Raw genomic sequence first — 25,199 nt, 5'->3', positions numbered from 1 at the left:
ACATCACGAACCCCTCGTCCGCGATCAACGCTGCTCGGTACGGAAATCCACCGGAACCCGCACCACGCTTGCTACTGCACGGCCTTCATGCATTGCCGGCTGGAACTTCCAGTTCTGCACGGTGTTGAGTACCGCACGATCCAGGTCACGGCTGCGCTCGCCGCTGCGCGAAACGATCGCAGCGTTGGCGACATTGCCGCGGGTGTCGACATTCAGGCTGGCGATCACGCTGCCCTGTACGCCACTGCGCAGTGCGGCAGCGGGGTAGGTGGGCATGCGGTTGCTGGCCAGCGGGCGTGCTTCACGATTACGCACCACTGGCGCAGCCTCGCGCTGGCTTGAGGCCGGGGCGGCCCGGCGCGTTGCAGGTGCCGCTGCATCGATCGCCGCAGCCTGCTCAGGGGCCGGCAACATGCGCTCACCGACCGGTGCCGGCGCCACATCTTCCTGGTTGGAGTAACGCAACCAGAGCAGGGCGGCAGCAAACATCGCCACGATCAGCGCGATCCACATCCAAGGCGACGTGGGCGTGTGCTGCGCGCTGGAATCCTGCGGCAGATGCGGCGAGTGGAGGTTCTCGTGGGTGGTGGCAGTCATCGCAAACTCCTTCCGTCACTTGACGACGTGGGAAGTGTTGCCCGAGCCACGGACGAGGAGTGTCAGCGTTGCGTCAACGCCACCGGCAGGGTTCAGTTTGCCTGCCGGAAAGCGTTCAGTTACTGCGTCTTGAAGTCGAACGGCACTTCAATGCTGCCGGGCACGGCCTGGCCGTTGCTCTGTGCCGGAGTGAAGCGCCAGCGCCGCACGGCGTCGGTGGCGGCACGGTCGAGCTCGCGTGAACCACTGCGCTGGATCAGCGTGGTGTTGTTCGGGTAGCCGGTGGCATCCACATCCACGCGTACCACCACCGTACCGGTTTCACCGGCGCGCAGTGCCGCGGCGGGATAGGACGGCGGCGGCGACTGGCCGGCAATCGGCATCGGCTGGCTGTTGCCGGTGGCGGCCGGCGCCGCGCTTGGGGCGGCCGGGGCGGCTTCAGCGACGGGGGCGGGCGGCGGCGGAGCGGTTTCGACCAGCTTCGGCGCTTCTTCCTCCACCGGTGCCGGCTTGGCGTCTGGCATGTCGCTGGAACCGGCCGCAGCGGCCAACGGTTCCGGCAGGGGCTCGACCTGGGCGGTTTCCTGCGGGGTCTGTGCTGCCGGGTCGGCGCGGAAGAACTCCTTGTCACGGCCGGTCAGCCAGACCAGCACGAACAGCAGCACGCCCACGCCGAAGGCGATGCCGGCGATCTTCAGGGCGTTGCGCGGGATATGCACAGTGAACGACTTGGCGGACGACGAGCGGGGTGCAGACATGGACCGGACCAGTACGGAATAGCCCGATTCTGCCACGGCGGGAATGAACCGGGCGGCAGAAATCCGTATAACAAGCGATAATCCCGTTCCTGATACCCACCACGACACCTGCCATGCTTGATCCAGCCCTGCTCCGCCACCAGCCCGCCGACCTCGCCGAACGCCTGCGCACCAGCCGCGGCTTCGAGCTCGACGTGTCTGCCCTGGAGTCCCTGGAGGCCGATCGCAAGCGCATCCAGGTGCGGACCCAGGAGCTGCAGAGCCTGCGTAACAGCCGTTCCAAGGCCATCGGCCAGGCCAAGGCCAAGGGCGAGGACGTCTCGGCCATCATGGCCGAGGTCGCCGCCTTCGCCGACGAGCTGAAGGCTTCGGAAGTGGCGTTGGACGAGCTGCGCGAGAAGATCGACGCCATTTCGATGGGCATTCCGAACCTTCCGGCCGATGACGTGCCGGCCGGTGCCGACGAGAACGACAACGTCGAGCAGGCGCGCTGGGGCACTGCGCGCCAGTTCGACTTCAAGGTGCTGGACCACGTTGAGCTGGGCGCACGCAACGGTTGGCTGGACGGCGAAACCGCTGCAAAGCTGTCGGGTTCGCGCTTCACCGTGCTGCGCGGCCCGATCGCGCGCCTGCACCGTGCGCTGGCCCAGTTCATGGTCGACCTGCACACCGGTGAGCACGGCTACGAGGAAACCAACGTGCCGCTGCTGGTCAATGCCGATTCGCTGCGCGGCACCAGCCAGCTGCCGAAGTTCGAGGACGACCTGTTCAAGACTGCCGTGGGTGACTCTACGCGCTACCTGATCCCGACCTCGGAAGTGCCGCTGACCAACATCGTGCGCGACGAGATCGTCGATGCCGAACGCCTGCCGCTGCGCATGACCGCTCACTCGATGTGCTTCCGTGCCGAGGCCGGCAGCGGTGGTCGCGATGTGCGCGGCATGATCCGCCAGCATCAGTTCGAGAAGGTCGAGCTGGTCTCGATCAGCCGCCCGGAAGACAGCGACGCCGAACACCAGCGCATGACCCGTTGCGCCGAAGTGGTGCTGGAAAAGCTGGGCCTGCCGTACCGCAAGGTGCTGCTGTGCACCGGCGACATGGGCTTCTCGGCGGTGAAGACCTACGACCTGGAAGTCTGGCTGCCGTCGCAGGAGACCTACCGCGAGATCTCCTCGTGCTCGAACTGTGGTGACTTCCAGGCCCGCCGCATGCAGGCCCGCTGGCGCAACCCGGCCACCGGCAAACCGGAACTGGCGCATACCCTGAACGGTTCGGGCGTGGCGGTGGGCCGCGCGATGATCGCGGTGATGGAGAACTACCAGAACGCCGACGGCAGCATCACCGTGCCGGAGGCCCTGCGCCCGTACATGGGTGGCCTGGAAACCATCGGCTGATAGCCTGCGCTTTGTGCTGCCGCCCGAGCGCAGGCTCGGGCGCTACGGGGTTTCTGCAGCCCGCAGCTTCTCCAACGGCACCCATCCGGGTTCGCCCGTCTCCGGCGCGCACCACGCCCAGCCATTGAGCGTGCGTTGCCCGCGCAGCAACTGCCCGGGATCCACATCCAGTTCCCGCGCGCAGTAGTCTTCCGTGGCAAATGCGCCACCCTGCGCATCGCGGCCGATCACCGGCGCCGGCACGAATCCGGGCTGCTGGCCCTCGGCTTCGCACAGGAACCAGTCTTCCCAGCCCTCGGGGCCTTCATAACGTTCGCCCACCACCAGTGCCTGGCCTCGGCGCAGTGTGATCGGGTGCGGAAATTCGCTGCGATGTGCAGTGGTCACGATGTAGTTCATGAACCACTGTACCGCTTCCGCCGGGCATGGCCCGGCGCTACCGGAGCCGGCCGGACCATGCCGGCACCTGCACGGGTTGCGCCGGGCCATGCCCGGCGGACAAGAATCGGCACGCAAAAAAACGGCCCCGCTAAGCGGGGCCGCCAGGGTGGGCCGGGATGGGGGAGGGGATCCCGGCCCGCGTTCAGCGCCTCGACGAGGAGAGAGAGCGGCGCCGAACGCTGGAACGCGTTACGCCGCGGCGACTTCAGCCGCTTCGTGAGACGGCAGCGCGGCCAGTGCGCCGGCAATGGCGTCTTCGCGGTGCTGCGGCGAGTAGGCAATGCCCTCCGCACGCACGAACTCGATGTCGTTGATGCCCCAGAAGGCGAACGTCTGGCGCAGGAAGGGTTCCTGGAAGTCGGCCGGCGAATCGGTATAGATGCCGCCACGGCTGCTGACCACGATCACCCGCTTGCCACCGGCCAGGCCCACCGGGCCGTTCTCGGTGTACTTGAACGTGCGGCCGGCCACGGCGACGCGGTCGATCCAGGCCTTCAGGGTGGAGGGGATGCTGAAGTTGTACATCGGCGCACCGATCACCACGATGTCAGCCGCCAGGAACTGCTCGAGCACCTGTTCAGCCTCGGCAGCTTCGGCCGCGTCGGTCTTGGCCAGCGAACCACTGCGCAGATGCGGTACCGGATTGGCGTCAAGATCGCGATAATCAACCTGCAGGCCTTCAACCTGCTGCTTGAACCGGGCCACCACGGCGGCGGTCAGGTGGCGGGAGACGGAGTTCTCGCCAAGCACGCTGGCGTCGAGATGCAGAAGCTTCATGGCAGTCACCTATGTTCTGGGAGGAAGGGGCGGGTAGGCCCCGCCGACGGAGAGAACGATAGGTTGTTGCAAAGGCGGGATAAAGGTGGTTGAATGCCACGTATTGTTCTAGATATGGAACTCGGGCATGCATGACCTGAATGACCTGTACTACTTTGCGATGGTGGTCGACCACGGTGGATTCGCTGCCGCCGAACGCGCTCTGGGTATCCCCAAGTCGCGCCTGAGCCGCCGCATCAGCCAGCTGGAAACCGACCTGGGCGTGCGCCTGCTGCAGCGCTCCACGCGCCGTTTCGCGGTGACCGACGTCGGCACCAGCGTGCATCGTCACGCGCAGACGATGCTGGCCGAGGCGCAGGCCGCACGCGAAGTGGTGGACCGCCTCAGTGCGGAACCGCGCGGCCTGGTGCGTGCCAGCGTGCCGGTATCGCTGGCGCAGATGCAGCTGCCCAAGCTGCTGCCCAAGTTCCTTGAGCAGTACCCGAAGGTGCGGCTGCAGCTGAACATCAGCAACCGCCGCGTGGACATCATCAATGAAGGCTACGACGTGGCCCTGCGCGTGCGTTCGCGCCTGGACGACGATGGCAGCCTGGTGATGCGCAGCTTCGGCCAAGTGCAGGAACTGCTGGTGGCCAGCCCGAAGTACCTGGATCGCGCTGGCCGGCCGAAGGATCCGGAAGAGCTGACCCAGCACGTCACCCTCAGCATCAGCGAAGACGAAGCCCGCCAGCGCTGGGAGCTGCACGGCCCGGAAGGCGAAGTGCGCCGGGTCGACCTGCAGCCGCGGGTGGCCGGTTTCGACTTCCCGCTGCTGCAGAGCATGGTGAAGGACGGTTTCGGCATCACCATGCTGCCGGAAACTGTGTGCGCCGATGCGGTGCGCAACGGCGAACTGGAAGTGGTGCTGCCGGACTGGTCGCTGCCGCAGGGTGTGTGCCATGCCGTGTTCGCCTCGCGCCGCGGCCTGCTGCCGGCGGTGCGCGTGTTCATCGACTTCCTGGCCGAGCACTTGCCGCCGCAGCTGGAGGCCTCGCGCCTGGATTGCGGTGGCGCCTGTGAAAAGGCCAAGGAGCGGATCAAGGCCAGTGCGCTGGGCGCGTTGGCAGTGGATGCGGGCTGAGGCGCCTACCCGCGACTGCACCGCCGATCTGTGAAACAGTAGCGCCGGGCCATGCCCGGCGTTGCTGCTTTCCGGCCCCGGTCACTTCCTGCCGAACAGCCGATCCCAGAAGCTGCGCCGCGGCGGTGCGGCTGGTCTGGGCTCGGCAATGACTGGCGCTTCCAGCACCGCCATCAGTTCCGCGCTGCGTGGCTTCTTCAGGAACCGGGCGTAGTCCATGTAGCTGGTCACCTTGCTCATGTGCAGGCGCTCGGGCATTGCCGGCAACGCGCCGCCCTGCAGCAGCACCCGCAGTGCCTGTGGGCGGTCCAGGCGGATCGCCTCGAACAGGGCGGTGCCGCCGCAACCCGGCTCGATCTGGTTGGCGCGCTGCGGCGCATCCTTCAACAGCTCTCGCAGCGCATCCGGGTCGTCGCGGTCCACGGCCGCTACAAGCCGTGCCAGCGCTTCAGCTTCTTCGGGTGGGAGGCTGTCGCGATAGGCCTGGTCGGCGATCTCGCGCTCGTCGCGCCCATCACCGCCCTGGATGCACAGGAAATCGGTGACCAGAGCGACCGGAATGCCGGAGGTATCCAGCGCCCAGTAGCTCGGATAGACGCCGTCGCCCCAGCCGCTGGTGAACACGACCAGGCCGTGTGGTGAGTCCTCGCCCCAGGGGCGGTATTCGGCGCCGTCATCCAGGCCGTCATGGTCGATCAGCGCATCCGACCACGCGTTGTCTTCGTCGCCATCGGCCTGTTCGATCAGGGCCAGCAGTGCCTGCTGGGTGTCGGTGTCCATGAAGCAGCCGATGCCGGCGTCGACCGGATAGCCAATGAAGCTGTCCTCATCCAGTCCAGTGAGGTCCTGCGTGGTCCAGCGCGCCATCTGCCAGTGCAGGGCAGACGCAGTGAGCAACTGGCGTGGCTTGAACCAGACCACGGCCAGCGCCGGGCGGCCGCTGTGCACGATGATCTCGACCGGATGTCGGCCCAGCGGGGCGGTGTAGTCGGCCAGCGCGGGCGCCTCGGCCTGGACCAGCGGATCGCAGACCACCAGATGCCCACTGCTGACCGGCAGGTGCCCGGCGAACGTGCGGTGCAGGGCAACTGCGGCCAGCTGCGTGTCGTCCAGCAGGGTGGTGCGCAGGTTGGCCAGATCGAGGTGGGCCATGGGGGCTCCGATTGCGGTGAAGGCCCCACCGTGCCGGATGCGAAGGGCGGGGGCAAGGTGGTCTTGGGCAAATGCCCTTCACGTGCGAGAATACGCCGCTGCCCGGGCGACCGGGACCCGATTGGAGAGATGGCCGAGCGGTTTAAGGCACCGGTCTTGAAAACCGGCGAAGGGTTAAACCTTCCGTGGGTTCGAATCCCACTCTCTCCGCCAAAAGATCATAACTCGTTGATTTTCAATTGAAATCATCGATGCGGTCGGATGGGAAAGCAGGAAGCATGCAGAGGAAACACTCGCATGCGCATCCCTCATCATCTGAGCCGGTCATCCACCGGCCGCTGGTCGTTCGTCCAGCGCGTCCCTACTGATTTGCAAGCCGTGCTCGATTGCCGGCTCATCAAGCGCACCCTCAAGACCCGCGATCTCGCCCAGGCGCACGTGCGTGCAGTCGTGCTTGGGGCGGGCTATGCTCGGCTCTTCGCACAGTTGAAGGATCAACGCGTGGACAAGCTCAGCAAGCAGGAAGCCGATCTGCTCATCGCTCGCCTGACGAGCGCCGAGAACCTCCGTGAACTGACGTTGGACCGCACGCGTCAACCGGATGGGACGGTGACGGAGCGGTGGCAAATCGACAGTCCCAAGGACCTCAAGCTGTATCGGCAGTTGATGGAGCTTGAAGCAACCGCGGGAGGGATCTCTCAATCCCTCGCAGTAACCGTGCCGTCCCTGTTTGGCTCTGCAGACGCCGGCAGCCACAAAAGTCAGGTCTCGACGCCTGCCATTGAGACGATGACGCTGGGCAAGGCTCGGGATGCATTCTTGGCGACGCTCAAGGGTTCGACTCTGCCCAAGACCTACACGATCAAGAAGACGGCCATCGAAGCGTTGGTGGCCTTCCTGGGCCCGAAGGCAAAGGTTCATGCCATCACCAGGTCCGATCTGGCGCGGTGGTATCAGGACATGCGTGAGAAAGGCGCTTCCACGCCAACGCTCACGAACAAGCAGAGCTACATCGGTGGCAAAGGTGGCTTCTTCGAGTGGGCCATGGCGTCGGGGCACTATCCCCGTGGCGACAACCCGGCCAGCGGCCATGTCAGCTATTCCCAGCGCGAGAAGCGGGCGCGGAAGAAGCTGGGATTTAAGGCCTACGACAGAGCCCAGATCCAAGCCCTGTTTGCGCCAGAGGCGCTTGCCAAGCTGTCCGAGGCGGCCCGGTGGGCCTCCCTCCTTGGGCTTTACACGGGGGCGAGGGCGTCAGAGGTCGGCCAGTTGCTGGTCCGAGACGTCTTCGAGGAGGACGGCATTCCGTGCCTCCGTATCTCCGACGAAGGCGAGCATCAGAAAGTCAAAACGGAAGTGAGCCTTCGGACGGTGCCCCTCCATCCTGAGCTGCTCAAGATGGGCTTCCTGAAATGGGTCGATGTCAAGCGGAAGGCTGGTGAAAGCAGGCTCTTTCCAGCCGCGAAGGCCACCGCCGTGAACGGACAGGGCAACTGGATCACCAAAGCGTTCAGTCGACACTTGGCTGAGGTCGGGAAGAACTGGGAGCCAGCCAAGCGCGGGTTCCATTCGCTCAGAAAGACGTTTATTCAAGAGTTGCAGGGGGCTGGTGTGGTTTCCGAACTCAGGGCGCAGATCGTCGGTCACGAGCTAGATGATGAGCACCACTCCACCTATGGAAGGTCATTCAGCGCATTGGAGAAGCTGATGGGGACAGGAGGGTCGCCCGGCCTTACTGCCCTAAACTTATCTCTTGCCCCCACGTAGGATTGAAGCTGATGTAGGAAATTTTCTTCAGGGGAAGGTCGGGTGAATAAAAAGAGGCAGCGTTATTACGATCAAGTGCTTATGCAGCTGCAGCAGCGGGCGGAGTCAAAAGCCGTTGCGCAGACTTACATGACAGGGCGGGGGATTAGCATTAATGGACGGCTCCTGTCTAAGTCGCATATTGTAATCGACGAAAGGCGAATAGAACTAGCTGAGTTTGCTCATCTCTTCTGGTTATTTGATGGGGCAAGTGGTAGCACTGAAAATACGGACTCCACGGGAGGTGATGGAGCTCCTCCAGGTATTTACGTCAGAAGCGATGGGCCGCTCGTTCATCCGGAGCATTACATTAGGGTAGGGATTTACAAGCAAATGGCACTGCCGTCTTTGCTGATAAATTCGCTATTTATTGATCACGTTTTTCTAGATGAGAACAGAAGTCCTCCGCTTATGGGGACTGTCGGCTTCATCCTTTGCGCGTTGGCGGCGTATAAGCAAGGGCTCCGAAGTATACGGTTGCTCGCGGCCGGAGGCGTAGATCCGAGGGATCCGGAGCATCCGTATGGTGAGGATTATCATGGTTACTTTATATGGCCCAAGCTGGGGTTCAACGCTCGCCTCCATTGGCACGAACGCTTCGATAAAAAGCTTTGGCGTTGCAGAACCGTTCAGGATGTGCGGAGTATCGATGAGTCGATATGGGTTGCGCGTGGCTATCAGCGGTTCATGACCTTCGATCTTCGGCCCTCTAGCATATCGTGGAATGTTTTGCTAGACTATGCACGGACCAGAGTGTAAGGAGCAAGTAATGCTTCTCAAGAAACTTCGCCAAAAGACTTCAAAGCAGAGCGTCGGCACCAGCAGCGGTGCACTAGGGACGCAGGACACGCTCATTTTGTCTTTGAAGAGCGTGCCTAGCGTCAGCCCGCTCCATTGGTTGAAAAATCGTTCTGTCGAAAGACGAGTAAGGATGACGGGTGTCGCTGAGATTGTTGAAGCGCCGGTTATTCGTTCTAAGTAGGTTCGATTAGGCTGTTTTTAGCTGCACATGATTTTTCGATTGAATAGCGAAGGAGGTCCGCTGTGCGGGCCTCCTTCATTTTAGGGGCGTTATTTGTAGCTTTCTCAACCGTGAGAATAAAAATCGTTCGGTCATGCTGAGCGCCGAATGTTGCCCCACTAATGCCACCCAACGAATCTGTCGCCGCCAACTTGGGCAGCATGCCTAAATCAAATGGAGGCGGGTCGCGTCATCAAAAGGGTCGGGACAAGGTATCACGCGGCATCAGATGCCTGTCCAACTCGGTAGAGCACTCGCTTTTCGCTTCCGCTGCCCGAAACGATCTGCCACCTTGTGAATCCGGCGGAGAGGTCGTGCGCCGGGGCTAGCTCGCTCTCAAGAATAATGGCATCAGAGGCACCGAGTGCGTGAGCCTTAGCCCTTGCGAATAGTGTTGTTCCCTCTCTGGCCAGATTGCCTGGTAGAGCGCGCGAATAGTCTGCGCTGAACACACTCGTCTCATCGATTTCTATGTGGACGTCAGAAAACACCAAGCCAACCCAGCGGTCGGCACCCTCGGCTTCGAACCAAGTGAACTGGTGACCACCAGTCAGGATCAGGACCGCCTTCTTGCCCGTCTTGGACATGCCGAGGAGTAGGGCGTCCTCTGAATTGTGCCTTGGGAGGATGAGCGAAAGAAGAGCGCAGGAGCTCGCACTCCCCACCGTGAGCTCGCCGGTCGATATCATCTCAACGTCTGCCTACATAGTTCCTGCGGCTTTGAAGCGGGCTAATCAGCTGTTACCAAAGCGACTCCGCCGCTCCCTCCTGGGTCAACTTTTGCCCCCGATTTGATGCATACGAGGACATGCCCATGCTGGTGAGAAACAGGGCTTGATCATCGCAGTCTACCGATAGTGACTCGTTGTCAGAGTTGCTATCGACAATCTCTCCTTGGCTGTAGTTGATGCCCCCCCCCCCCGAGCATCCCGCCCATATAAATCACTGTGTCGAGCGTCAACTTTTTGCTTGTATCGCTGCGGTGTCCGAACGTACGCTGAGCAGGGGGCTACCTCCTGCTAAGGAAATCAGCCGCACCGTGTTCTAAATGCAGGGGGTCGTCCGGCTGCTCTGACGAGTAGGTGGGGAGATCAGCGATTAACGCGACGCCCGGTTGCGCTTGCCTGCGGCCAACGGCTTAAGACCAATCTGCTGGTCGCTCACATTCAACTCCGCTAAAGGCCCCTTTAGAGATGCGAGCTGGACAACACCTGGTCGAGGAGCATTTAGTGAGCCCAGCCTCGATGATTGCTTGGCGTTTCGGTCGTAGGCGATACCGATAAGGCCATGGGCGTTGAACACCAGCGCGCTGGCCCCAATGGCCGCGCAGCCGGCGGGCGTTTTTTCGGCACCGGCGTCCACCATGACCAACCGAAAACCGCTAACCGTTGTGTCCGCGCTGACGTGCCAGCCCGCCGTGATTGCTGCCTTGGCCTGGGGCGAAGGATTAGAGATCGCAGGCCGAGGGCACTGAGCATCGGCTGGGATCGCCTGCTTCGCCGATGGCAGCTGAGTGGTTGGCACCAGACGGAGACTGCCCACGCGCGCCGTGGACAGGGCGGGCGTTCCCTCATTCAGCGGAGGCAGAGCCGATGCAGCGGTTGTGTCTTTCTGGATGCTCTCATTTGGCACAGCTTTTGCATCGCCTTGGGTGCGCGTCATTAGCGCCGTCGTCATAACGAGGATTACGATCGCTGAAACGGCCAAGGGAGCCCAATCGGCGCTTCCTTGCGGGGCCCAGGCTGGCAATGAGGCGGGGTTTTGGTGGTTGGCCATGTAGCATCATAGATTGGGTTTGCCGGTGGAGCTATGATGGCGTTTCTAGTCAAGGGAAGGGAGATCCAGGGTTATGAGTGATTTTGAACAGGTTCCCTTTGGGGCCAGCGATTTTGCCGAAAATCCTGAGAATCGGTGCGCTTGCCTGCTCTTGTTGGATACCTCGGGATCGATGGGCGGTAAGCCGATCGAGGAGCTCAATGCGGGCCTTTTGCAGTTCCAGGAAGAGTTGAATTCGGACTCGCTCGCGGCCAAGCGGGTGGAGGTCGCCATCGTCACATTTGGGCCGGTTCAGACCGTCACCGACTTCGTCACGGCCGATAGCTTCTATCCCCCAGTGTTGTCGTGCACTGGGGATACCCCGATGGGGGCAGCGATCGAGCAAGGCCTGGAGATGGTCCGGCAGCGCAAGGAGATCTACAAAGCCAATGGCGTCTCTTATTACCGGCCTTGGGTGTTCCTCATCACCGACGGAGCACCGACCGACTCGTGGCAACGCGCCGCAGCCTTGGTCCGAGAAGGTGAGGCGACCAAAAACTTCCAGTTCTTCGCTGTCGGCGTGAAGGGGGCGGACATGGACATCCTCGGCCAGATATCAACTCGTGCGCCGCTGAACCTTAAGGGGCTTCAGTTCAAAGAACTCTTTAGGTGGCTCTCCAACTCCATGGGCGCGGTGTCCCGTTCGACTCCAGGGGACAATGTGCCTCTGGTGAATCCCACCTCCCCGGATGGCTGGGCCAGCGTGTAATGGATCTGCAGGACTGGCGTGTCGCTGCGGCGTCCTCTATCGGGACGTCCCACATCAAGTTTGGGACGGAATGCCAGGATGCCTATGAACAGGAGTTCTTCCCAGAGCACGGCACCGTGCTCTTGGTCGCCTCCGATGGCGCAGGCAGTGCCTCGCAATCAGCGACCGGTGCGAAGCTGGCGACGGCCGAGATTCGGGACTGTGTGCGCAATCACTTTGAAGACGGGCATGGTGTTGAAGAGATAACGCGGGACGTGGTCTTGAACTGGCTTGCCGGCGTTGCCGCCCGCATTGCGCACAGGGCCGCCGCCGACGAGTTGGAGGTTAGGGAGTATGCCTGCACGCTGGTAGGGGCCATTGTTTCTCCGACCCGAACCTGCTTCTTCCAGGTGGGCGACGGTGCCATAGTCATCCGCCCCCGTGGCGACGACTGGGCCTATGTCTTCTGGCCCCAGCACGGGGAATACATCAACACCACCGTTTTTGTCACGGATCCAGTTGCCGCTCTGAACGCAGAGTTCTCTAGCAGCGCTGGTGCGGTGGATGAGGTCGCGGTGTTCACCGACGGGATCGAGGCCCTGGTGCTTCATCAAGCAACGCAGAGCGTCCATTCTCCATTCTTCGACAAGATATTTGCGCCGGTTCGGGCGTTGACGGACGCAGGTTACAGCGAAGAGTTGTCCGCCAAGCTGGGGGCATACCTCTCTTCCTCGGTGATATGCGAGCGCACGGACGACGACAAGACGCTGCTGCTTGCCAGCCGTTTAATGAAGTTGCCCGACGCGCCTGCGCCTAGAGAGGAGGCCTAAATGGCACCGACTGTGCTGGTCGGCAAGTCAGGACAGGTCCGGCTGGGAAAGCAGCTGGGCAAGGGGGGCGAGGGAACGGTCTTCGAGGTGGAGGGACGGCCGGAATCAGCCGCCAAAATCTACTTGTCGGCAGTCAGCAGTGAGAGGGCCGACAAGTTGGTGGCCATGGCTGCCGTGCGGACCGCCGCGCTGGATCAGCTCACCGCTTGGCCCACTGAGGTATTAAGGCAGTCCGATGGCAAGGTCTGTGGCTTTGTCATGGCCAACCTTCGCGCGTCGAAGGATATTCATAAGCTTTACAGCCCCAAAAGCCGTCTAGCGGACTTTCCGCAGGCTGACTGGAGGCTGGTCGTTCGGGCTGCGTTGAACACAGCGCGAGCGTTTTCGGTCCTTCACCAGGCGGGCCACTTGGTCGGGGACGTCAACCACGGTGGCGTGCGGGTGTCACCGGATGCGACGGTGAAGCTGATCGATACCGACAGCTTCCAGATTTCGCACCAAGGGCGCACCTTCCTGTGTGAGGTCGGAGTCCAAGACTTTACGCCGCCCGAGCTTCATGGAAAGGCCTTCAAACAAGTTACGAGAACCGCTAACCACGACAACTTCGGGTTGGCTGTCCTGATCTTCCAGATGCTCATGAACGGTCGGCATCCCTTTGCCGGCAAATATAGTGGGCCGGGTGACATGTCAATCGAGAAGGCTATCCCGGAGTTTCGCTACGCCTATGGGAGGGACGCTGCTCGAACCCGTATGAGTCCTCCGCCGCTGAGCGCATCGCCGGCTGCCGCGTCGCCATGGGTTTCAGATCTATGGGAAAGGGCGTTTGGCACCGAGGGAGCAAAGCCGGGAGGCCGGCCTAAGGCAGAAGATTGGGTTCAAGCGTTGACCAAGCTGGAGCAGCACTTTAAGCGCTGTTCTTCCAGGCCCTCCCACTTCTATTTCAATGGGCTGGCCGAGTGCCCCTGGTGTCCCATCGAGCGCGCCGGCATTGCGCTCTTTGGCGGAGCGGCGGTGGTCATTCCCAAGCTGGCTTCCGGTCCTTTTAACCTGGACGCGATTTGGCGCGACATTACGACGGCGGCATTGCCTCCGATGCAGGCAATCCCGCAGCTGAAGGCCGTCACTGCTACCCCCCAGATGCAAGCGCTAGGAAGCCGTCGCACGTTCTGGAAGACGACTGGATGGCTCGTGGGCCTAATCATCGCGGTGCTTGGAATCACACTTTCGGCAGTCTTTGCACCGGTTTGGGCCGGTCTAGGGTGGGCGCTGGGCGCTTGGGTCAATAGCCGCGGTCAATCTGACTTGGTGCCTATCAGGTCGGGATATCAGCAGGCGAAGGCTCAATTCGATGGCCTTTCCGCTCGGTGGAAGCAAGAGCAAGCGGAGACTCAGCTTCAATCGAAACAGAATCAGTTGCGTCCCCTTCGGGATGAACATGCCGGGTTACAGGGGGAAAGAGAGAGGCGCTACAACGCGCTTTTCAACAACCGGAGGCAAAGTGCTCTGAAGCAGTTCTTAGACCAGTTCGAGATCGAACAGGCCTCTATTCCCGGGGTCGGCGCAGCGAAGAAGGCCATGCTGGAGTCTTTCGGTATCGAGACCGCAGCAGATGTCAATCGCAATGCAGTGCTGAACGTTCCCGGCTTTGGTCCTGCGCTGACCGACCGTGTGATGAAATGGCGACAAGAGAAGGAAGCACGCTTCCACTTCAACCCAAACGCATCAATCGATCCTCGGCAGGTCGCGGATTTGGATCGGACGATTCAAGCACGAAGGGCTCAGATCGAGGCAGATCTTGTGGCTGGCCGCCAAGCTATGCTGCAGATGCGGCAGGCTGGCATGGCTCGCCGCAAATCTCTGGAGGAGGCCATGCGATCCGCGATAGACGACCTTTCACAATGGACGGCGGATGCGAGAGCTGCGGGAATCCTCTAGAGGACCACTGCTGACTGAGAGTGGATTCACGGAGCTTCTTTGGGCATGATTCGAGAGAGTGTCCCGATGGCCGAGGCGAAGCCTGAAGCCGAGCCTAGACGTGACACTTGAAGTAGCTCATTAAGGCCGGTGTCGCTGCGCAGGGCGACTTCCTCATACTGGCACACCGGTAGCTCTCGGTTGTCTTTGAAGCGACGGTCAGGGCCGCCCTTCCTGTTGACATAGCGCCAGGTGCGATCAACGACCGTCGCGTCGCGCGGAACGCCGCCATCCTCGATAAAGCGGGTCGATGATACGAGGACCTGAAGTCTTTGGTAGCTCACAGCACCCACGCCATTTGCGTCGTAGATGAGGACGCGGTCCGGGAAAAAGTGAAGTGTTTGTGTTCCGACGTTGACCGCGATGGTCTGAATATTGGTTTGAACAAATGGCGGGGGAGTGGACAGAAATCGCGTGAGCTTGCGCTCGACGACCTTTCCAGCACCTGCGTGGTATTTGCGGTCGAAGACGCGCGCGTGGGAGGACACGTGCCATGTTGCATTGGCTGACGCCAATCCGTTCGCGCCTGCATGGAGAGCCTCCAATGCCTTCTCCATCGGCTCGTCCAGCTCATACATGAGAACCACGGTCTTTCGGAGCTGGTCTTTCAGATAGGCTGCAACGATGCCAGCCGCACCCAGCACTGCCAACGCCACCAGTGCCCAGCCCGGGGCCCTGTTGGCCGCGGCTCCTAGAAAGATCACTGCCGAAAGAGCAGCAATGCCAGGCCAGATGCGCCACTTCTGCTTCTTCGTGTTGAGCTCGTCCAGCAGCGCTTGGGACGACGAGTCGACAATCGTAGTCGCCTCTGCTGAATCGATGTCCACCATCGGGCCATGCGTGTGCGAAATGCTTGGCGGCTGATGAGGTGACGGAAGGGGCGGCAAGTTGCCTCGAATTGGGCTGCCGGGGACATTGGACGATGCTGGGCGTGGGCGAGGTGAGCCTGAAGGAATGGTGGCCCGGTAATAGATGCCACCGGCACCCATATGCACGTAGTTTCCTCGCGGGCCCGTTCCGACCCGAATGCCCTTGATTCCGGCGGATACGCCGACGCCGCCCTTCGACAGGTTGAACCGCAGCGGCCCAACCCTCACGCTCTTGCGAAGATAAAGTCCCATACTCAGGCCCCCCTAGGCCTCCTTGCCGATCGTCTATATACCACGCGGTCAATCGATGTGAGGGGATGAGGCTAAAAGTAACAAGCCGCTAAGAGGCGGCTTGGGGGCGGATCCGTTCAACGTCTCCTTGCTACTGAGTTAGTTGGGAATACATGACAAAGAGGAACATCGGCAGCCCAGTCAGCAGCCCAAAGACCCGGAACGCGCCCATCAGGCTGAGCACCGTCAGGGCCCACCACTGCTACCACGCAAATCCTTTGTCCCGCGCCTAAGCCACACGGGCCTCGCCCGGATGCCGCGATGCCGCCTTCCGGCTTGCGCGTCGGGCCATGAACGGCCCGACGACGAATTTGAAAAGTCTTGGGAAGGGCCGAAGCAGGTTGAGGAGGGTCTACCTCAATGCCGTTGACCGGACCAGGCCATAGACGGCCCCGCCCAAGACAGGCGCCACCACATGCGCCGGCACAAGCGCCAGGGCCAGCAAGCTGAAGATCGCCCGGACTTGCTCAGGATGCGGCAGCAGGTCAGCGAAGCCCATGCCCAGAAATGAAGCCAGATGGGCAGCCACCACGATCACCCAGGTCACGAAGAAGCCCTTCCAGAACCCACCCCGCTTAGGCGAGGGAGGGGCGTACGGTTGCCGCTCGGTTTCTTCCTGGCGTCGGTAGGCCCGGGCGTTGATCCAGTAGAGAAACCCCAACGCGGCCCAGGTGGCCAAGCCGCCCGCGATGGCGAGCCAGCCCAACGGGGCGCCCTGCTGGCGTGCCTCTAGGCCGCCGGCCACGAACAACAGGCCGACGCCTCCCAGCAGGACCGTAGCGCAACCAACATGGGCGTAAGAACGCGTGGTCATGGCGGCCTCAGAGCTTGTGGGCGGTCCATTCGCCAGACGCCTTTGAGAAGCGCACCGGCTGGACGAACGGCCGGGCCTGGGCGACGCCGCCGATGTCCAGGACGACCGAGCCCCCCACGTCGCAGATCACCCCGTCGGCCGTTTCCGATTTCTTGCAGCCGCTCAGGCTGAATTCCCGATACTCCTTCACCCAAACTTGGTTGCCGAGCACGCGCTCAAATTCGGCGGTGATGGCCTTTTGGGCCTGCTCGTCGGAGGGTTTGCTGCCGCAGGCCGTCAGCGCCAAAGCGGCGGTCAAGCTGAAAGCGATGTTCCTGATCGTGTTCATGAGGATCTCTTCCTGGTTGAGGTGGGGTCTTACTTGTCGCGGTTGCCGGTCGGATCAAAGCCGGCAATCCACATGCGGGTATCGCGGAACGGCGTGAGCATTCCCGAAGGGCCCGGATACAGGTCGTCCGCCCGCAGGAAACCGGAGACCCAGGCGGCGCTCAAAGCCACTTTTCGGGCTTGCCACGCCACACCGTCGCGGGCGGTGCGCACGTTGAAAGGCTCGCGGGGTGGGGTGGGGCCGGTGGTTCGGTCGTCGCCGGTGTTCGGCTTCCCGGGGCGAACCCTCAGGCCCACCATCAGGTCGGTGGTTGCCTTGGCTCGAGCGTTGCTGTTGAGCTCCGCTTCTTCCCCCAGGTCGTCCCGGATGGTCAACGGGGCGTCGGCGCACGCTCGGAAGGTCTCGGTGGTGGATGCCGTAGCGCTAGTCCAGATCCGTGCTTCAACCGTCCAGCAGGGCAGGCTTGCGCCCCATTCGCGGAAGGTCAGGGCGACCCGCGGCCAGTCCAGCCGGCCCTGCTGGGCGGCCTGGTGGTTCTCGTTCTTGAACAGGCCGTTGATGCGGCCAGCACCACTGATTGGGGCGTAGAGCGGTCCAGTGGCGGCCCTGGAGCCGGTTGCCGGCGTGGCCCCCAGTGCTTGCTGGCCGGCGTCTTTCAAACTCCTTCCCAGCTGCCTGAAGAAGCCGGGCTTTACAGGATCGGCGGTAGTGGAAGGCGAGTTCTGTGCCCAGCCTGAGGCGCTGGGAATGAGGAGGAGACAGAAGGTTGCGGCAAATCCATTCGATGAAAGCTTCATGGGGATTCTCGTGAACCAGCGCCAATGCTGTATCTGCCAATATGGCAGATATGTGCGTTATCATGCTAGTCAGTGCAGACTTGGAGGTCAGCCTTCAGTCAGATCTCCATGCCTGCATCCCTTCCCCCGGTCTCCGTCTTTGGTCGTCGCCTAAGAACGGCCCGGCGTGTCGCGGGGTTGTCGCAGGTTGAGTTGGGAGCCTTGCTGGGGATGAACGAAAAAGCAGCGTCGTCCCGCCTATCCCGGTATGAGCGCGGGGAGCGTGAGCCAGACCATGAGACCCTGTCGGCGCTCAGCGAGGCGTTGGGTGTCCCGCCGGCATACTTTCATGCCAGTTCAGACGTGCTGGCCGAAGTCATTCTTCTTGTGGCCCGGCTGCCCGCCGAGCGTCAGACGGGTGTCCTGAATCTCATCAAGAAACACTTGGATTCGAACTCGCCGTAGCGGGATTGCTGATTACTACCTCTGTTTCGGAGGAAGGCCGCTGGCTCGTTGGTGGCCGAAAAGCGTGTGCTCCTGCACAAAAACCGTCATTCGCCTGTTCTATGATGAGAAGATCCCCCCAATCAGAGGGGGAGGATGTTCGCTCCGCGCATTAGGGATTGATGTCGGACACAGCCCCTTGGCCGGATTTGCCAACCGCTGTTCACATGGAGTGTGCACCAATGGCGTCAGCCATGCCTCTGCGCAGCCACAAGGCTGCCGCGATTCTCTCCTTCTGCCTAGCATTAGGCGGTGTATCGACTGCTAATGCGGCCACTTACTACGGCCCTCCCTACAAGGTTCAGTCGTTCCGCGGGGTTGGCTCGTTTGAGAGCGTAGGTGCTGCGGTCAACTTCCTGATTGGGAAGATCCAAGCCCCTTGTCAACAGGACCCCAAGTGCACCAAGCCGCCCGTTGTCACCGTGCGATACGGCACCGATGGTTGGGCGGCGACGATCTATGTCAATGGGAAAGTAAGCGACAACGTCTTTGCTTCCGAAATCCTGATCGGACAGCCGCAGAAAAACTTCGGCGGGTGCCAGAAGCGTTGTTCGGCCGGGCTTGGCTCTGCTACCGATGGAACTGGGGCTCGAGGTGCTGCAGACAGTGCTTCAAAGGCCAATGCCCGCGATCCAGGAAGCCCGTTTGAGGGGGATCCGATCAATACCTCCACTGGCAACTTCTACCGGCAGGAAACCGACTTCGAGTCTCCGTCAGGCCTGATGTTCCGGCGGTTCTACAACAGTTCTGCCCGTGCTCCGGGTTCTTCCTTGGGGCCTCAGTGGCGCCACCTGTTTGATCGGCGACTCGAAGTGCTTGCACCCACCACTGGAGCGGCCGGAGATCGTACGTTCATCCGCGCCATTCGGCCGGATGGCAGTTCAGAGCTGTTCACTCGAACCTCGAACGGCTGGACCGTCGATACCGATGTCGCAGACGTGCTCGTCGATCGAGAGGCGGGCACTGGCTATGCATTGCAGTTAGCGGCCAACCGCCAGACCGAAATCTACGATGCAACAGGCTTGCTGAAGGAGGTCTATGACTCTGCAGGCAGGAAGCTTCTGTCCTTGCAGTATTCAGACGCAACCACGCCGGCAGACGTGGCGCCAGTCGCTGGGCTCCTGTTGACTGTTGGCGACGTCAGCGGGCGCACCTTGAACTTTAAGTATGATGCCTCATCGCGGTTGACCACGATGATGTTGCCATACGGTGCATCGCAAACGTTTGGCTACAACCCCGCAGGACAGCTTGCATCGGTGACCTATCCGGATACCACAAGCAAGGGCTACATCTACAACGAAACAGCAAACAGTCCCACTGTCGCAGGCACGTCTTTCCTCACAGGGATTGTGGATGAGAAAGGCGTCCGTTATGAGACCATTAAATTCGACTACAACCATCGCGCCTATCACGCAGAGTTCGCTGGCGGAGTTGATACCACAACCTTGGACTACGCCGCTTCCACCTGGAAGGGAACGCTGCCAGTCACCGTCAAGGGGCCGCTCGGAGCCACTTCCAAGTTGGGCTTCGTGGATACAGGAAAGGGGCGTTTGATGCCCGCGGGCGGTTCGGCCGCCTGTGGTGACCAATGCAACCAACCCTACAAGGCCATGACCTATGACGTGAACGGCTACCCGGCGTCGGTCACGGACTTCAAGGGAATCACCACAAGGACCACTTACACGGCAGACGGGTTGCTGGCCGAACAGGTTGACGCCGCCGACACACCCCAGCAGCGCACCACGACGACCACGTGGGATAGCGCACTGCGTTTGCCCCTGAGCCGGGTGGTAAAGAACTCTGCGAGCGTGGCCGTTTCCAGCAGTTCATGGAAGTACAACGCGTTGGGCCTGGAGGTCGCGCGGTGCGAGGTGGATTCTGCCATTCCAGCTGCGGTCGGGTATGCGTGCGGAGCTGCAACCAATGCACCCGCTGGGGTTCGTCAATGGACCACCGCCTACTGCGCGGCGGTGGATGCCACCCAATGCCCGCAGGTAGGTCTTGTCCTAGCCGAAGACGGGCCGCGGTCCGATGTTCAGGACGTTACCAGGTACGGCTACTACCTGACCGCGGATGAGTCGGGTTGCGGCGTTCTCGGGGGCTCCTGCCACCGCGCTGGTGACCTTCAGTCCGAGACCAATGCTGTAGGTCAAGTGACGACACGGCTGGCCTACGACCGAAATGGACGTGTCAGCCGCCTTAGAGATGCGACCGGCACGATCCATGATTTTGGCTATTCCACTCGAGGCAAGCTCACCTCGATAACCGAGCGGAGCAGCGTGGACGGAGCTGCGTCTACCAATGATCGAGTGACCTCCCTGTCCTATGACGCAACAGGTAATGTCACATCGGTTGTTGACCCCGATGGAGTATCCCTCAGCTACACTTACGATGATGCGCACCGTCTCGTCCAGATCAATGACGGGGCCGGGAACAACATCCGCTATACCCTCGATGTGGCAGGCAATCGCACCAAAGAGGAGGTGTTCGACGCAGGTGGTGGACTGAAGCGTTCGCTCTCTCGCGTTTACAACAAATTGGGGCAGCTGGTGTCCCAGAAGACGGCAGCGGGGAATTCAACCGACTTTACCTATGACCTGGCGAACAACGTCCAGCTCATCACCGATGCCCTGAAGCGCAAGACGCAGTTTGACTACGATTCCTATGGAAGGCCCAGCAGGGTGCTTCAGGACGTTTCCGGGTTGGCGATCGAGACGCGATACGAGTATGACGCCAAAGGCCGGACCACCAAGGTTGTCGATCCCAAAGGCCTGGCGACCATTTACGGCTATTCAGGGCTGGGCGACTTGTTGAGCCGCCAGAGCCCCGACACGGGCGCAACCACTGCAAGCTACAACAGTGCAGGGCAGCCGGCGATGCAGGTCGACGCCAATGGCACGGCTAGCAGCTACACATACGATGCCCTGGGGCGCGTGGTGCGCAAGGTTTATGGGGACCAAGCGATTGTTGCGTCATACGTGTATGACCAAGTCGAGGACATCTGCTCAGCTGGTGAGTCGTTTGCAAGCGGGCGCCTCTCATCCTTGCAGGATGACGGCGCTAAAACCCAGTATTGCTACGATCGCGCCGGCAATGTGACGCGCAAGGTGCAGACGTCATCAGGGCAGAGTGTAGGCGTCAGCTATGCCTATACCAATGCTGGCCGACTTCGTTCTGTCACCTATCCTGACGGAACGGTGGCGGACTACAAGCGAGATGCAGCCGGCATGGTCACCGAGATCGGCGTGACTCGACCGGGTGCTGCTCGTGTCGTGTTGCTTTCCAGTGCCAAGCGCCATCCCTTCGGTCCCTCTGCTGGCTGGGCCTATGGCAACGGGCGTACGCTGGCGCGAGACGTTGACCAGGATTACCGCCCGTCGGCGTTGATCGGCACTGGCTCGGGAGCACTGAATGCAGCCTTCTCGTTCAGTGCCGTGGGCGAGTTGACCGGCCTGGCCGCCGGAGGGACTGGGGCAACGTCTGTATCGCTGACTTACGACGCCTTGAGCCGATTGACTGCTTTCAAGGACGCGGCCACTGGCTCGATCATCGACAGCTACTCCTACGACGCCACAGGCAATCGCATGTCTGCGAAGGTCAATGGAGCTGATCAAGCCTACGTCTATCCGTCCGACAGTCACCGCCTGCAAAGCGTCGGGGGCGTGTCGCGTGCCTACGATGCGGCTGGCAACACGCTTTCGATCCAAGGCGTGGAACGCGAGTTTGCTTACAACGCAATGGGACGGCTGAGTGCGGTGAAGCGAAACGGCACGGTTGCTGCGGAATACCATTACAACGATCTTGGCCAGCAGATAACCCGCAAGGCCGGAGGTGCTTCAGCACGGAGTCTCTACGATGAGCGCGGGCAATGGCTGGGGGAATACGACCAGGCGGGTATTGCGCGTCAGCAGGTGATCTGGTTGGACAACCTGCCTGTCGGATTGCTGAAGGGTAGCGCGCTCTACTACGTTCAGCCGGATCATCTGGGCACCCCTCGCGTTGTCGTTGACCCAGCCCGTGACGTCGTAGTTTGGAGTTGGGATCTGAAGGGGGAAGCGTTCGGTGCGACGGCACCAAACGAGGATCCGGACCAGGACGGCACGCTTTTTGAGTTCGCGATGCGCTTCCCTGGGCAGCGATACGACGCTGAAAGCGGCCTTCACTACAATGTTCAGCGTGACTACGATCCCGCCAGTGGCCGCTTCGTGACGTCAGACCCGCTCGGATTGCAGGCGGGAGTCAGCACCTACGGCTACGTGAAGGGCAACCCGCTCGCATCAGTTGACCCCGATGGGATGCAGGCAATTCCTTTACTGCCCCCGCCCCCCGTGGTCACGGGCGCCCCGGGTGCCGTTGGGGCATACAATGGGGGCGACCTCAGTAATCCGAACGGCAATTGGGATTTTGGTCCAAAGATCAACAGCGATAGCCTTAGGAATGCCCTTAAGGCGGGTGAGATGCTGGGGGTTGGGCCAAACGGTCTCCTTGGACCGAATGGCATCCTGAACCCGCAGAGTTCCGCGTCCAAGATGGCGGTTGCGTTGATTCGGTCGGCATGTGCGGATGGGGAGGATGATCTTGAGGCAGACTGCCAAGAGCACATTCAAGCCTGCAAAGTGACATGCACGCGCGCAGGCGGTGACTTCAGACAGCCTAGTGTTTGGGGGGGGAGCTTCGTTCGTTGCATGACCGGCTGCGTCCCGCACCGCTGTCAAGACTTGATCAAGGAGAGCGATGTCAATGGATATTAGGAGTGCCAAGTTGCTGCTGGAGTCGGGCGACCTGGATGGTGCTCGTAAGCAACTGTTGGAGATCGTTGAGCGTGATCCCTCTTCCGAGCGCGCTTGGCTATTGTTGGTCGGCCTCGGTTTTCGAACAAATGACGCGAATCTATCGCTGCAAGCGTTGCGCCAGCTTGAAAAAACCCGACCGCGTGACGCGTTCGTTGTTTCTGGGTTGGTGGACTGTTTGATTCAGCTGGAGCGCTATGGCGAGGCGAAGGAGGTCATTCGCGCCTTTTCGGATGCAGCCGTTCCTGGAATTCCTGCTCACGATACCGTGCTGCAAGAACATCGCAGAGCACTTCAGTTCATCAACGATAGACTTGAGGCTGCAGGCAGGAGCTCAGGCTCACCCTGACATTCAGCCCTGCATCATTCATCGGCCGGCCGGCTGGCTGCATGCTAGGCAGAAGCCGGCCGCCTTGATTAGTCGCAGGATTAACTAATCAGGAAATCTTGAGGCGATGCTCCCTTAGCAACCAGCAGGGCCATCCACTTGGGCTGCCTACCGCGCCCAGTCCAAGTCTCTTCAGGATTGGCCGGGTTGCGATACTTCGGAGCCACCTTGCCCAGTTTGCGGGCCGAAGGGCTTTTCCGGACATTTGTCTTCTTGGACTTGCTGGGCGCTGCCGCATCAGGAACTTCGTAGAGCTCCTGGATTGTGTAGCCATGATCCTTGACGTATTTGTTGATCTTGGCACGCATGGCAGCAGCCTTAGGGCGTGTCAGGATCTTGGTCTGCTGCTTCTCTGCGGTGCTGATCAAAGAGCGCAACTCCTTGACCGACAATCCAGTCAAATCGATAGGCATTGGAGATTTCCTCAGAATGGAACGCCCTTAGCCTAGTGTGGAAAGAGCTTGATTGCCACACGGGCGGGGGCCCCGTGGCCCTTATGGGTAGAACTTGCTGGGCTCGGAGAGCTGAGCTGCGAACTGACCTCGCTCATACTTAGGCAGTTCAACGCTAGGTTGGTAACGCTTGATGGTGCGAACCTTCTTCTTTTGAGCCAGCGCTGGTTTTTTGTGGAAGTAGGCCTCGTGCAAGACGGCGACACGCTTGTTGGGTGAGTGCCCGGTGATCAGTGCGATGACCTCTTCCGGGATGTCCTGGTGATGAAGTTCAGTGGCGATGGTGTGCCGGAATGCATGGAACCCAACCCCCTTTCTGAAGCCCAGACGTTTCATGTAGGTGCTGAACTGGTTGAGTGCCGCTTGGCTGTAGCGAGCATTTGAGTCGCCCGTTTTGCGGTTGACGCCCGCCGAGAGGTGAGGGAAAAGCCGAGGATGGCCGCACTGTCGAATGTCTTCCACGAAGTCCAGGAAGCCAGCGTCGATGAGCTGCTGCGCGATGGGCACGTCTCGGATGGCGGACCTGCCTTTCAAGCGTTGCCGGCTTCTGCCTCGGCTTTTATGCGCCAAGTCCGGATCGATCGTGACTCGAATGCGGAACCACCACATACCCCCCTCCTGAACGACGTCCGCAACCTTCAATTGCGCGACTTCGTTGATGCGTGCCCCCGTGTAGAGGCCGATCATGGGCATCCACCATCGATGGGGATGGCTCTTTGCCCACGGAACAAAGGTCTCCGGTGCGAAGATTTTCTGCAGGTCTGACTCGTCAAACAGGCGCTCTGCCTTGTCTGCGTCTTCGGCCAAGTCTTCCTTGAACTTCTTGAAGGGCGCCATGGGGGAGGCGGGAATTGCATTAGCCTCGACTAGGCCTTTGAAAAAGGTGGAAAGGAAGCGGCGATGCTTCTCAAGGGTCTTGGGTGCCAGCGGAGGAACGGCCAGCTCCTTGCCCAGCGCGACTGCCTGGTCATACGTGTAGCCGCGATACTTCGGGTCTGAGAGAAGCAATGGCGGAGCCCACCGCAGCAACTCCCAGAGGCGATAGATATGGGCATGGTCGATGCGAGAGACGGGGATGTCGCCACACGCCATCTTGAGCAAGGTAAGCGTGCGGAAGGTGGAGCCTGTCGTGTCCTTCGCCAAGCCTCGGTCATCGCGGGACCTAACGTAATCCGCTATCTCCACTGAAAGAAGGCGAGGGGCGGATGCGACAGGCAGTGGGACGGGGTATTGGGTGCAGCCATTGGCCCGGCGGCTGCGACGTTGGCGGTCGTCGGCCCGGTCAAGCATTTCTTGAGCGTGGATGGCAGCCTCTCGGCCGGTGATGTTCAATTCCTCGATGCGAAGATTGCCTACCTGGATGCCCCTGAGCTGGAGAGTGCCCATGGGGTGGAGCAGGTATTGGTGGAGGTGTTCTAAAGCGGGGGAGGGCATTGCTTGGCTTCCATCGGAACGATGGAAGTACCAATAAAACAGGTCCCAAAATGGTCAATACAAAATCAAGATCAATCTGAACGCCGTAAGTGTTGCGCAACGACACGACTAGCTCAAGGAAGTGTCACATTTGTACCGGGCTGGTTTGCGCTACCATAATTAGTAAAAACAATGAGTTGG

Annotated in this window: 24 protein-coding genes, 1 tRNA gene and 2 pseudogenes; 11 read left to right on the top strand and 16 right to left on the bottom strand. The window is 61.0% G+C overall.

All coding sequences use genetic code 11. The annotated features are described in order from the left end of the window. Positions 1-24: 24 nt before the first annotated feature. Entirely contained in the window at positions 25-597 is a 573-nt protein-coding gene (locus tag AC3ITW_RS14150; RefSeq protein ID WP_100434925.1) for an energy transducer TonB, read from the bottom strand. Positions 598-716: 119 nt separating this feature from the next. After that, on the bottom strand, positions 717-1,355 hold the full coding sequence (locus tag AC3ITW_RS14145) for an energy transducer TonB (protein WP_100434960.1): 639 nt from the start codon (positions 1,353-1,355) through the stop codon (positions 717-719). Positions 1,356-1,468: 113 nt separating this feature from the next. Between AC3ITW_RS14145 and serS the strand changes: the two genes are divergently transcribed. Beyond that, complete coding sequence (serS, locus tag AC3ITW_RS14140) at positions 1,469-2,749, top strand: serine--tRNA ligase (protein WP_006376047.1); 1,281 nt, start codon at positions 1,469-1,471, stop codon at positions 2,747-2,749. A gap of 42 nt (positions 2,750-2,791) precedes the next feature. On the opposite strand, the gene AC3ITW_RS14135 is transcribed toward serS, so the two are convergent. Together AC3ITW_RS14135 and AC3ITW_RS14130 are read right to left on the bottom strand one after the other, a co-directional pair. Continuing rightward, the gene (locus AC3ITW_RS14135; RefSeq protein WP_012511513.1) at positions 2,792-3,148 is read right to left on the bottom strand and encodes an SH3 domain-containing protein; all 357 of its coding nucleotides are present in this window, start codon (positions 3,146-3,148) and stop codon (positions 2,792-2,794) included. 231 nt (positions 3,149-3,379) lie between these two features. Further along, positions 3,380-3,967 (bottom strand): FMN-dependent NADH-azoreductase, encoded by a 588-nt coding sequence (locus AC3ITW_RS14130; protein ID WP_100434924.1) that lies wholly within the window; start codon positions 3,965-3,967, stop codon positions 3,380-3,382. A gap of 127 nt (positions 3,968-4,094) precedes the next feature. On the opposite strand from AC3ITW_RS14130, the gene AC3ITW_RS14125 reads away from it, so the two are divergent. Next, positions 4,095-5,087, top strand: coding sequence for a LysR family transcriptional regulator (locus tag AC3ITW_RS14125; RefSeq protein ID WP_006375981.1), 993 nt, complete (start codon positions 4,095-4,097; stop codon positions 5,085-5,087). A gap of 81 nt (positions 5,088-5,168) precedes the next feature. Here the strand turns inward: AC3ITW_RS14125 and AC3ITW_RS14120 are convergent, their stop codons facing one another. Beyond that, positions 5,169-6,239: a DUF4241 domain-containing protein gene (locus AC3ITW_RS14120; RefSeq protein ID WP_100434923.1), complete on the bottom strand. Its 1,071-nt coding sequence runs from the start codon at positions 6,237-6,239 to the stop codon at positions 5,169-5,171. 123 nt (positions 6,240-6,362) lie between these two features. Here AC3ITW_RS14120 and AC3ITW_RS14115 point away from each other — a divergent pair. From AC3ITW_RS14115 to AC3ITW_RS14105, 3 genes are all read left to right on the top strand, one after another. Next, a tRNA-Ser gene (locus AC3ITW_RS14115) sits at positions 6,363-6,452 on the top strand. An 84-nt stretch (positions 6,453-6,536) separates the two neighbouring features. Beyond that, positions 6,537-8,006: a DUF6538 domain-containing protein gene (locus AC3ITW_RS14110; protein WP_489389663.1), complete on the top strand. Its 1,470-nt coding sequence runs from the start codon at positions 6,537-6,539 to the stop codon at positions 8,004-8,006. Between the two features lie 808 nt (positions 8,007-8,814). Continuing rightward, complete coding sequence (locus AC3ITW_RS14105) at positions 8,815-9,027, top strand: hypothetical protein (protein WP_489389662.1); 213 nt, start codon at positions 8,815-8,817, stop codon at positions 9,025-9,027. Between the two features lie 254 nt (positions 9,028-9,281). On the opposite strand, the gene AC3ITW_RS14100 is transcribed toward AC3ITW_RS14105, so the two are convergent. The 3 genes from AC3ITW_RS14100 to AC3ITW_RS14090 form a co-directional block, all read right to left on the bottom strand. Next, positions 9,282-9,755, bottom strand: coding sequence for a hypothetical protein (locus AC3ITW_RS14100; protein WP_099486596.1), 474 nt, complete (start codon positions 9,753-9,755; stop codon positions 9,282-9,284). Positions 9,756-9,807: 52 nt separating this feature from the next. Then, a complete protein-coding gene (locus AC3ITW_RS14095) occupies positions 9,808-9,954 on the bottom strand; it encodes a hypothetical protein (RefSeq protein WP_489390366.1) in 147 nt (48 codons plus the stop codon). A 210-nt stretch (positions 9,955-10,164) separates the two neighbouring features. After that, positions 10,165-10,728, bottom strand: coding sequence for a hypothetical protein (locus AC3ITW_RS14090; protein ID WP_143566368.1), 564 nt, complete (start codon positions 10,726-10,728; stop codon positions 10,165-10,167). A gap of 187 nt (positions 10,729-10,915) precedes the next feature. Here AC3ITW_RS14090 and AC3ITW_RS14085 point away from each other — a divergent pair, with 187 nt between their 5' ends. Genes AC3ITW_RS14085 through AC3ITW_RS14075 form a run of 3 tightly spaced genes read left to right on the top strand, consistent with a single transcriptional unit; the run spans position 10,916 to position 14,334 of the window. Then, positions 10,916-11,590 (top strand): vWA domain-containing protein, encoded by a 675-nt coding sequence (locus AC3ITW_RS14085; RefSeq protein WP_099486593.1) that lies wholly within the window; start codon positions 10,916-10,918, stop codon positions 11,588-11,590. After that, positions 11,590-12,399: a PP2C family serine/threonine-protein phosphatase gene (locus AC3ITW_RS14080; RefSeq protein ID WP_099486591.1), complete on the top strand. Its 810-nt coding sequence runs from the start codon at positions 11,590-11,592 to the stop codon at positions 12,397-12,399. Before AC3ITW_RS14085 ends, AC3ITW_RS14080 begins: the two co-directional genes overlap by 1 nt. Then, complete coding sequence (locus tag AC3ITW_RS14075) at positions 12,400-14,334, top strand: helix-hairpin-helix domain-containing protein (protein ID WP_099486589.1); 1,935 nt, start codon at positions 12,400-12,402, stop codon at positions 14,332-14,334. It abuts the gene before it with no gap. A 26-nt stretch (positions 14,335-14,360) separates the two neighbouring features. Here AC3ITW_RS14075 and AC3ITW_RS14070 read toward each other — a convergent pair whose 3' ends face one another. From AC3ITW_RS14070 to AC3ITW_RS14045, 6 genes and pseudogenes are all read right to left on the bottom strand, one after another. Beyond that, the gene (locus AC3ITW_RS14070) at positions 14,361-15,203 is read right to left on the bottom strand and encodes a hypothetical protein (RefSeq protein WP_241895151.1); all 843 of its coding nucleotides are present in this window, start codon (positions 15,201-15,203) and stop codon (positions 14,361-14,363) included. 192 nt (positions 15,204-15,395) lie between these two features. Continuing rightward, positions 15,396-15,494 (bottom strand): annotated as a pseudogene (locus AC3ITW_RS14065) (DUF4236 domain-containing protein); the annotation flags it as partial. A 130-nt stretch (positions 15,495-15,624) separates the two neighbouring features. Next, positions 15,625-15,873: pseudogene (locus AC3ITW_RS14060) on the bottom strand (hypothetical protein). A gap of 12 nt (positions 15,874-15,885) precedes the next feature. Next, a complete protein-coding gene (locus AC3ITW_RS14055) occupies positions 15,886-16,347 on the bottom strand; it encodes an ABC transporter permease (RefSeq protein ID WP_489389661.1) in 462 nt (153 codons plus the stop codon). A gap of 7 nt (positions 16,348-16,354) precedes the next feature. Next, a complete protein-coding gene (locus AC3ITW_RS14050; RefSeq protein ID WP_099486582.1) occupies positions 16,355-16,675 on the bottom strand; it encodes a hypothetical protein in 321 nt (106 codons plus the stop codon). A 29-nt stretch (positions 16,676-16,704) separates the two neighbouring features. Continuing rightward, complete coding sequence (locus tag AC3ITW_RS14045) at positions 16,705-17,472, bottom strand: hypothetical protein (protein WP_489389660.1); 768 nt, start codon at positions 17,470-17,472, stop codon at positions 16,705-16,707. A 108-nt stretch (positions 17,473-17,580) separates the two neighbouring features. Here AC3ITW_RS14045 and AC3ITW_RS14040 point away from each other — a divergent pair, with 108 nt between their 5' ends. The 3 genes from AC3ITW_RS14040 to AC3ITW_RS14030 all read left to right on the top strand — a co-directional run bounded on the left by AC3ITW_RS14040 (position 17,581) and on the right by AC3ITW_RS14030 (position 23,094). After that, positions 17,581-17,916: a helix-turn-helix domain-containing protein gene (locus AC3ITW_RS14040; protein WP_489389659.1), complete on the top strand. Its 336-nt coding sequence runs from the start codon at positions 17,581-17,583 to the stop codon at positions 17,914-17,916. 233 nt (positions 17,917-18,149) lie between these two features. Continuing rightward, positions 18,150-22,706, top strand: coding sequence for an RHS repeat-associated core domain-containing protein (locus AC3ITW_RS14035; protein ID WP_489389658.1), 4,557 nt, complete (start codon positions 18,150-18,152; stop codon positions 22,704-22,706). Then, the gene (locus AC3ITW_RS14030; protein ID WP_489389657.1) at positions 22,696-23,094 is read left to right on the top strand and encodes a tetratricopeptide repeat protein; all 399 of its coding nucleotides are present in this window, start codon (positions 22,696-22,698) and stop codon (positions 23,092-23,094) included. The genes AC3ITW_RS14035 and AC3ITW_RS14030 overlap by 11 nt, the downstream gene beginning before the upstream one ends. 80 nt (positions 23,095-23,174) lie before the next feature. Here AC3ITW_RS14030 and AC3ITW_RS14025 read toward each other — a convergent pair whose 3' ends face one another. Next, positions 23,175-23,546, bottom strand: coding sequence for an H-NS histone family protein (locus AC3ITW_RS14025; RefSeq protein WP_489389656.1), 372 nt, complete (start codon positions 23,544-23,546; stop codon positions 23,175-23,177). Between the two features lie 81 nt (positions 23,547-23,627). After that, a complete protein-coding gene (locus AC3ITW_RS14020; protein ID WP_489389655.1) occupies positions 23,628-25,019 on the bottom strand; it encodes a site-specific integrase in 1,392 nt (463 codons plus the stop codon). Between the last annotated feature and the right edge of the window lie 180 nt (positions 25,020-25,199).

The sequence above is a fragment of the Stenotrophomonas sp. KH_052 genome (assembly GCF_057838755.1).
Note: the sequence above shows the minus strand (reverse complement) of the source record. Positions and strands in the feature narration are given on the sequence as shown.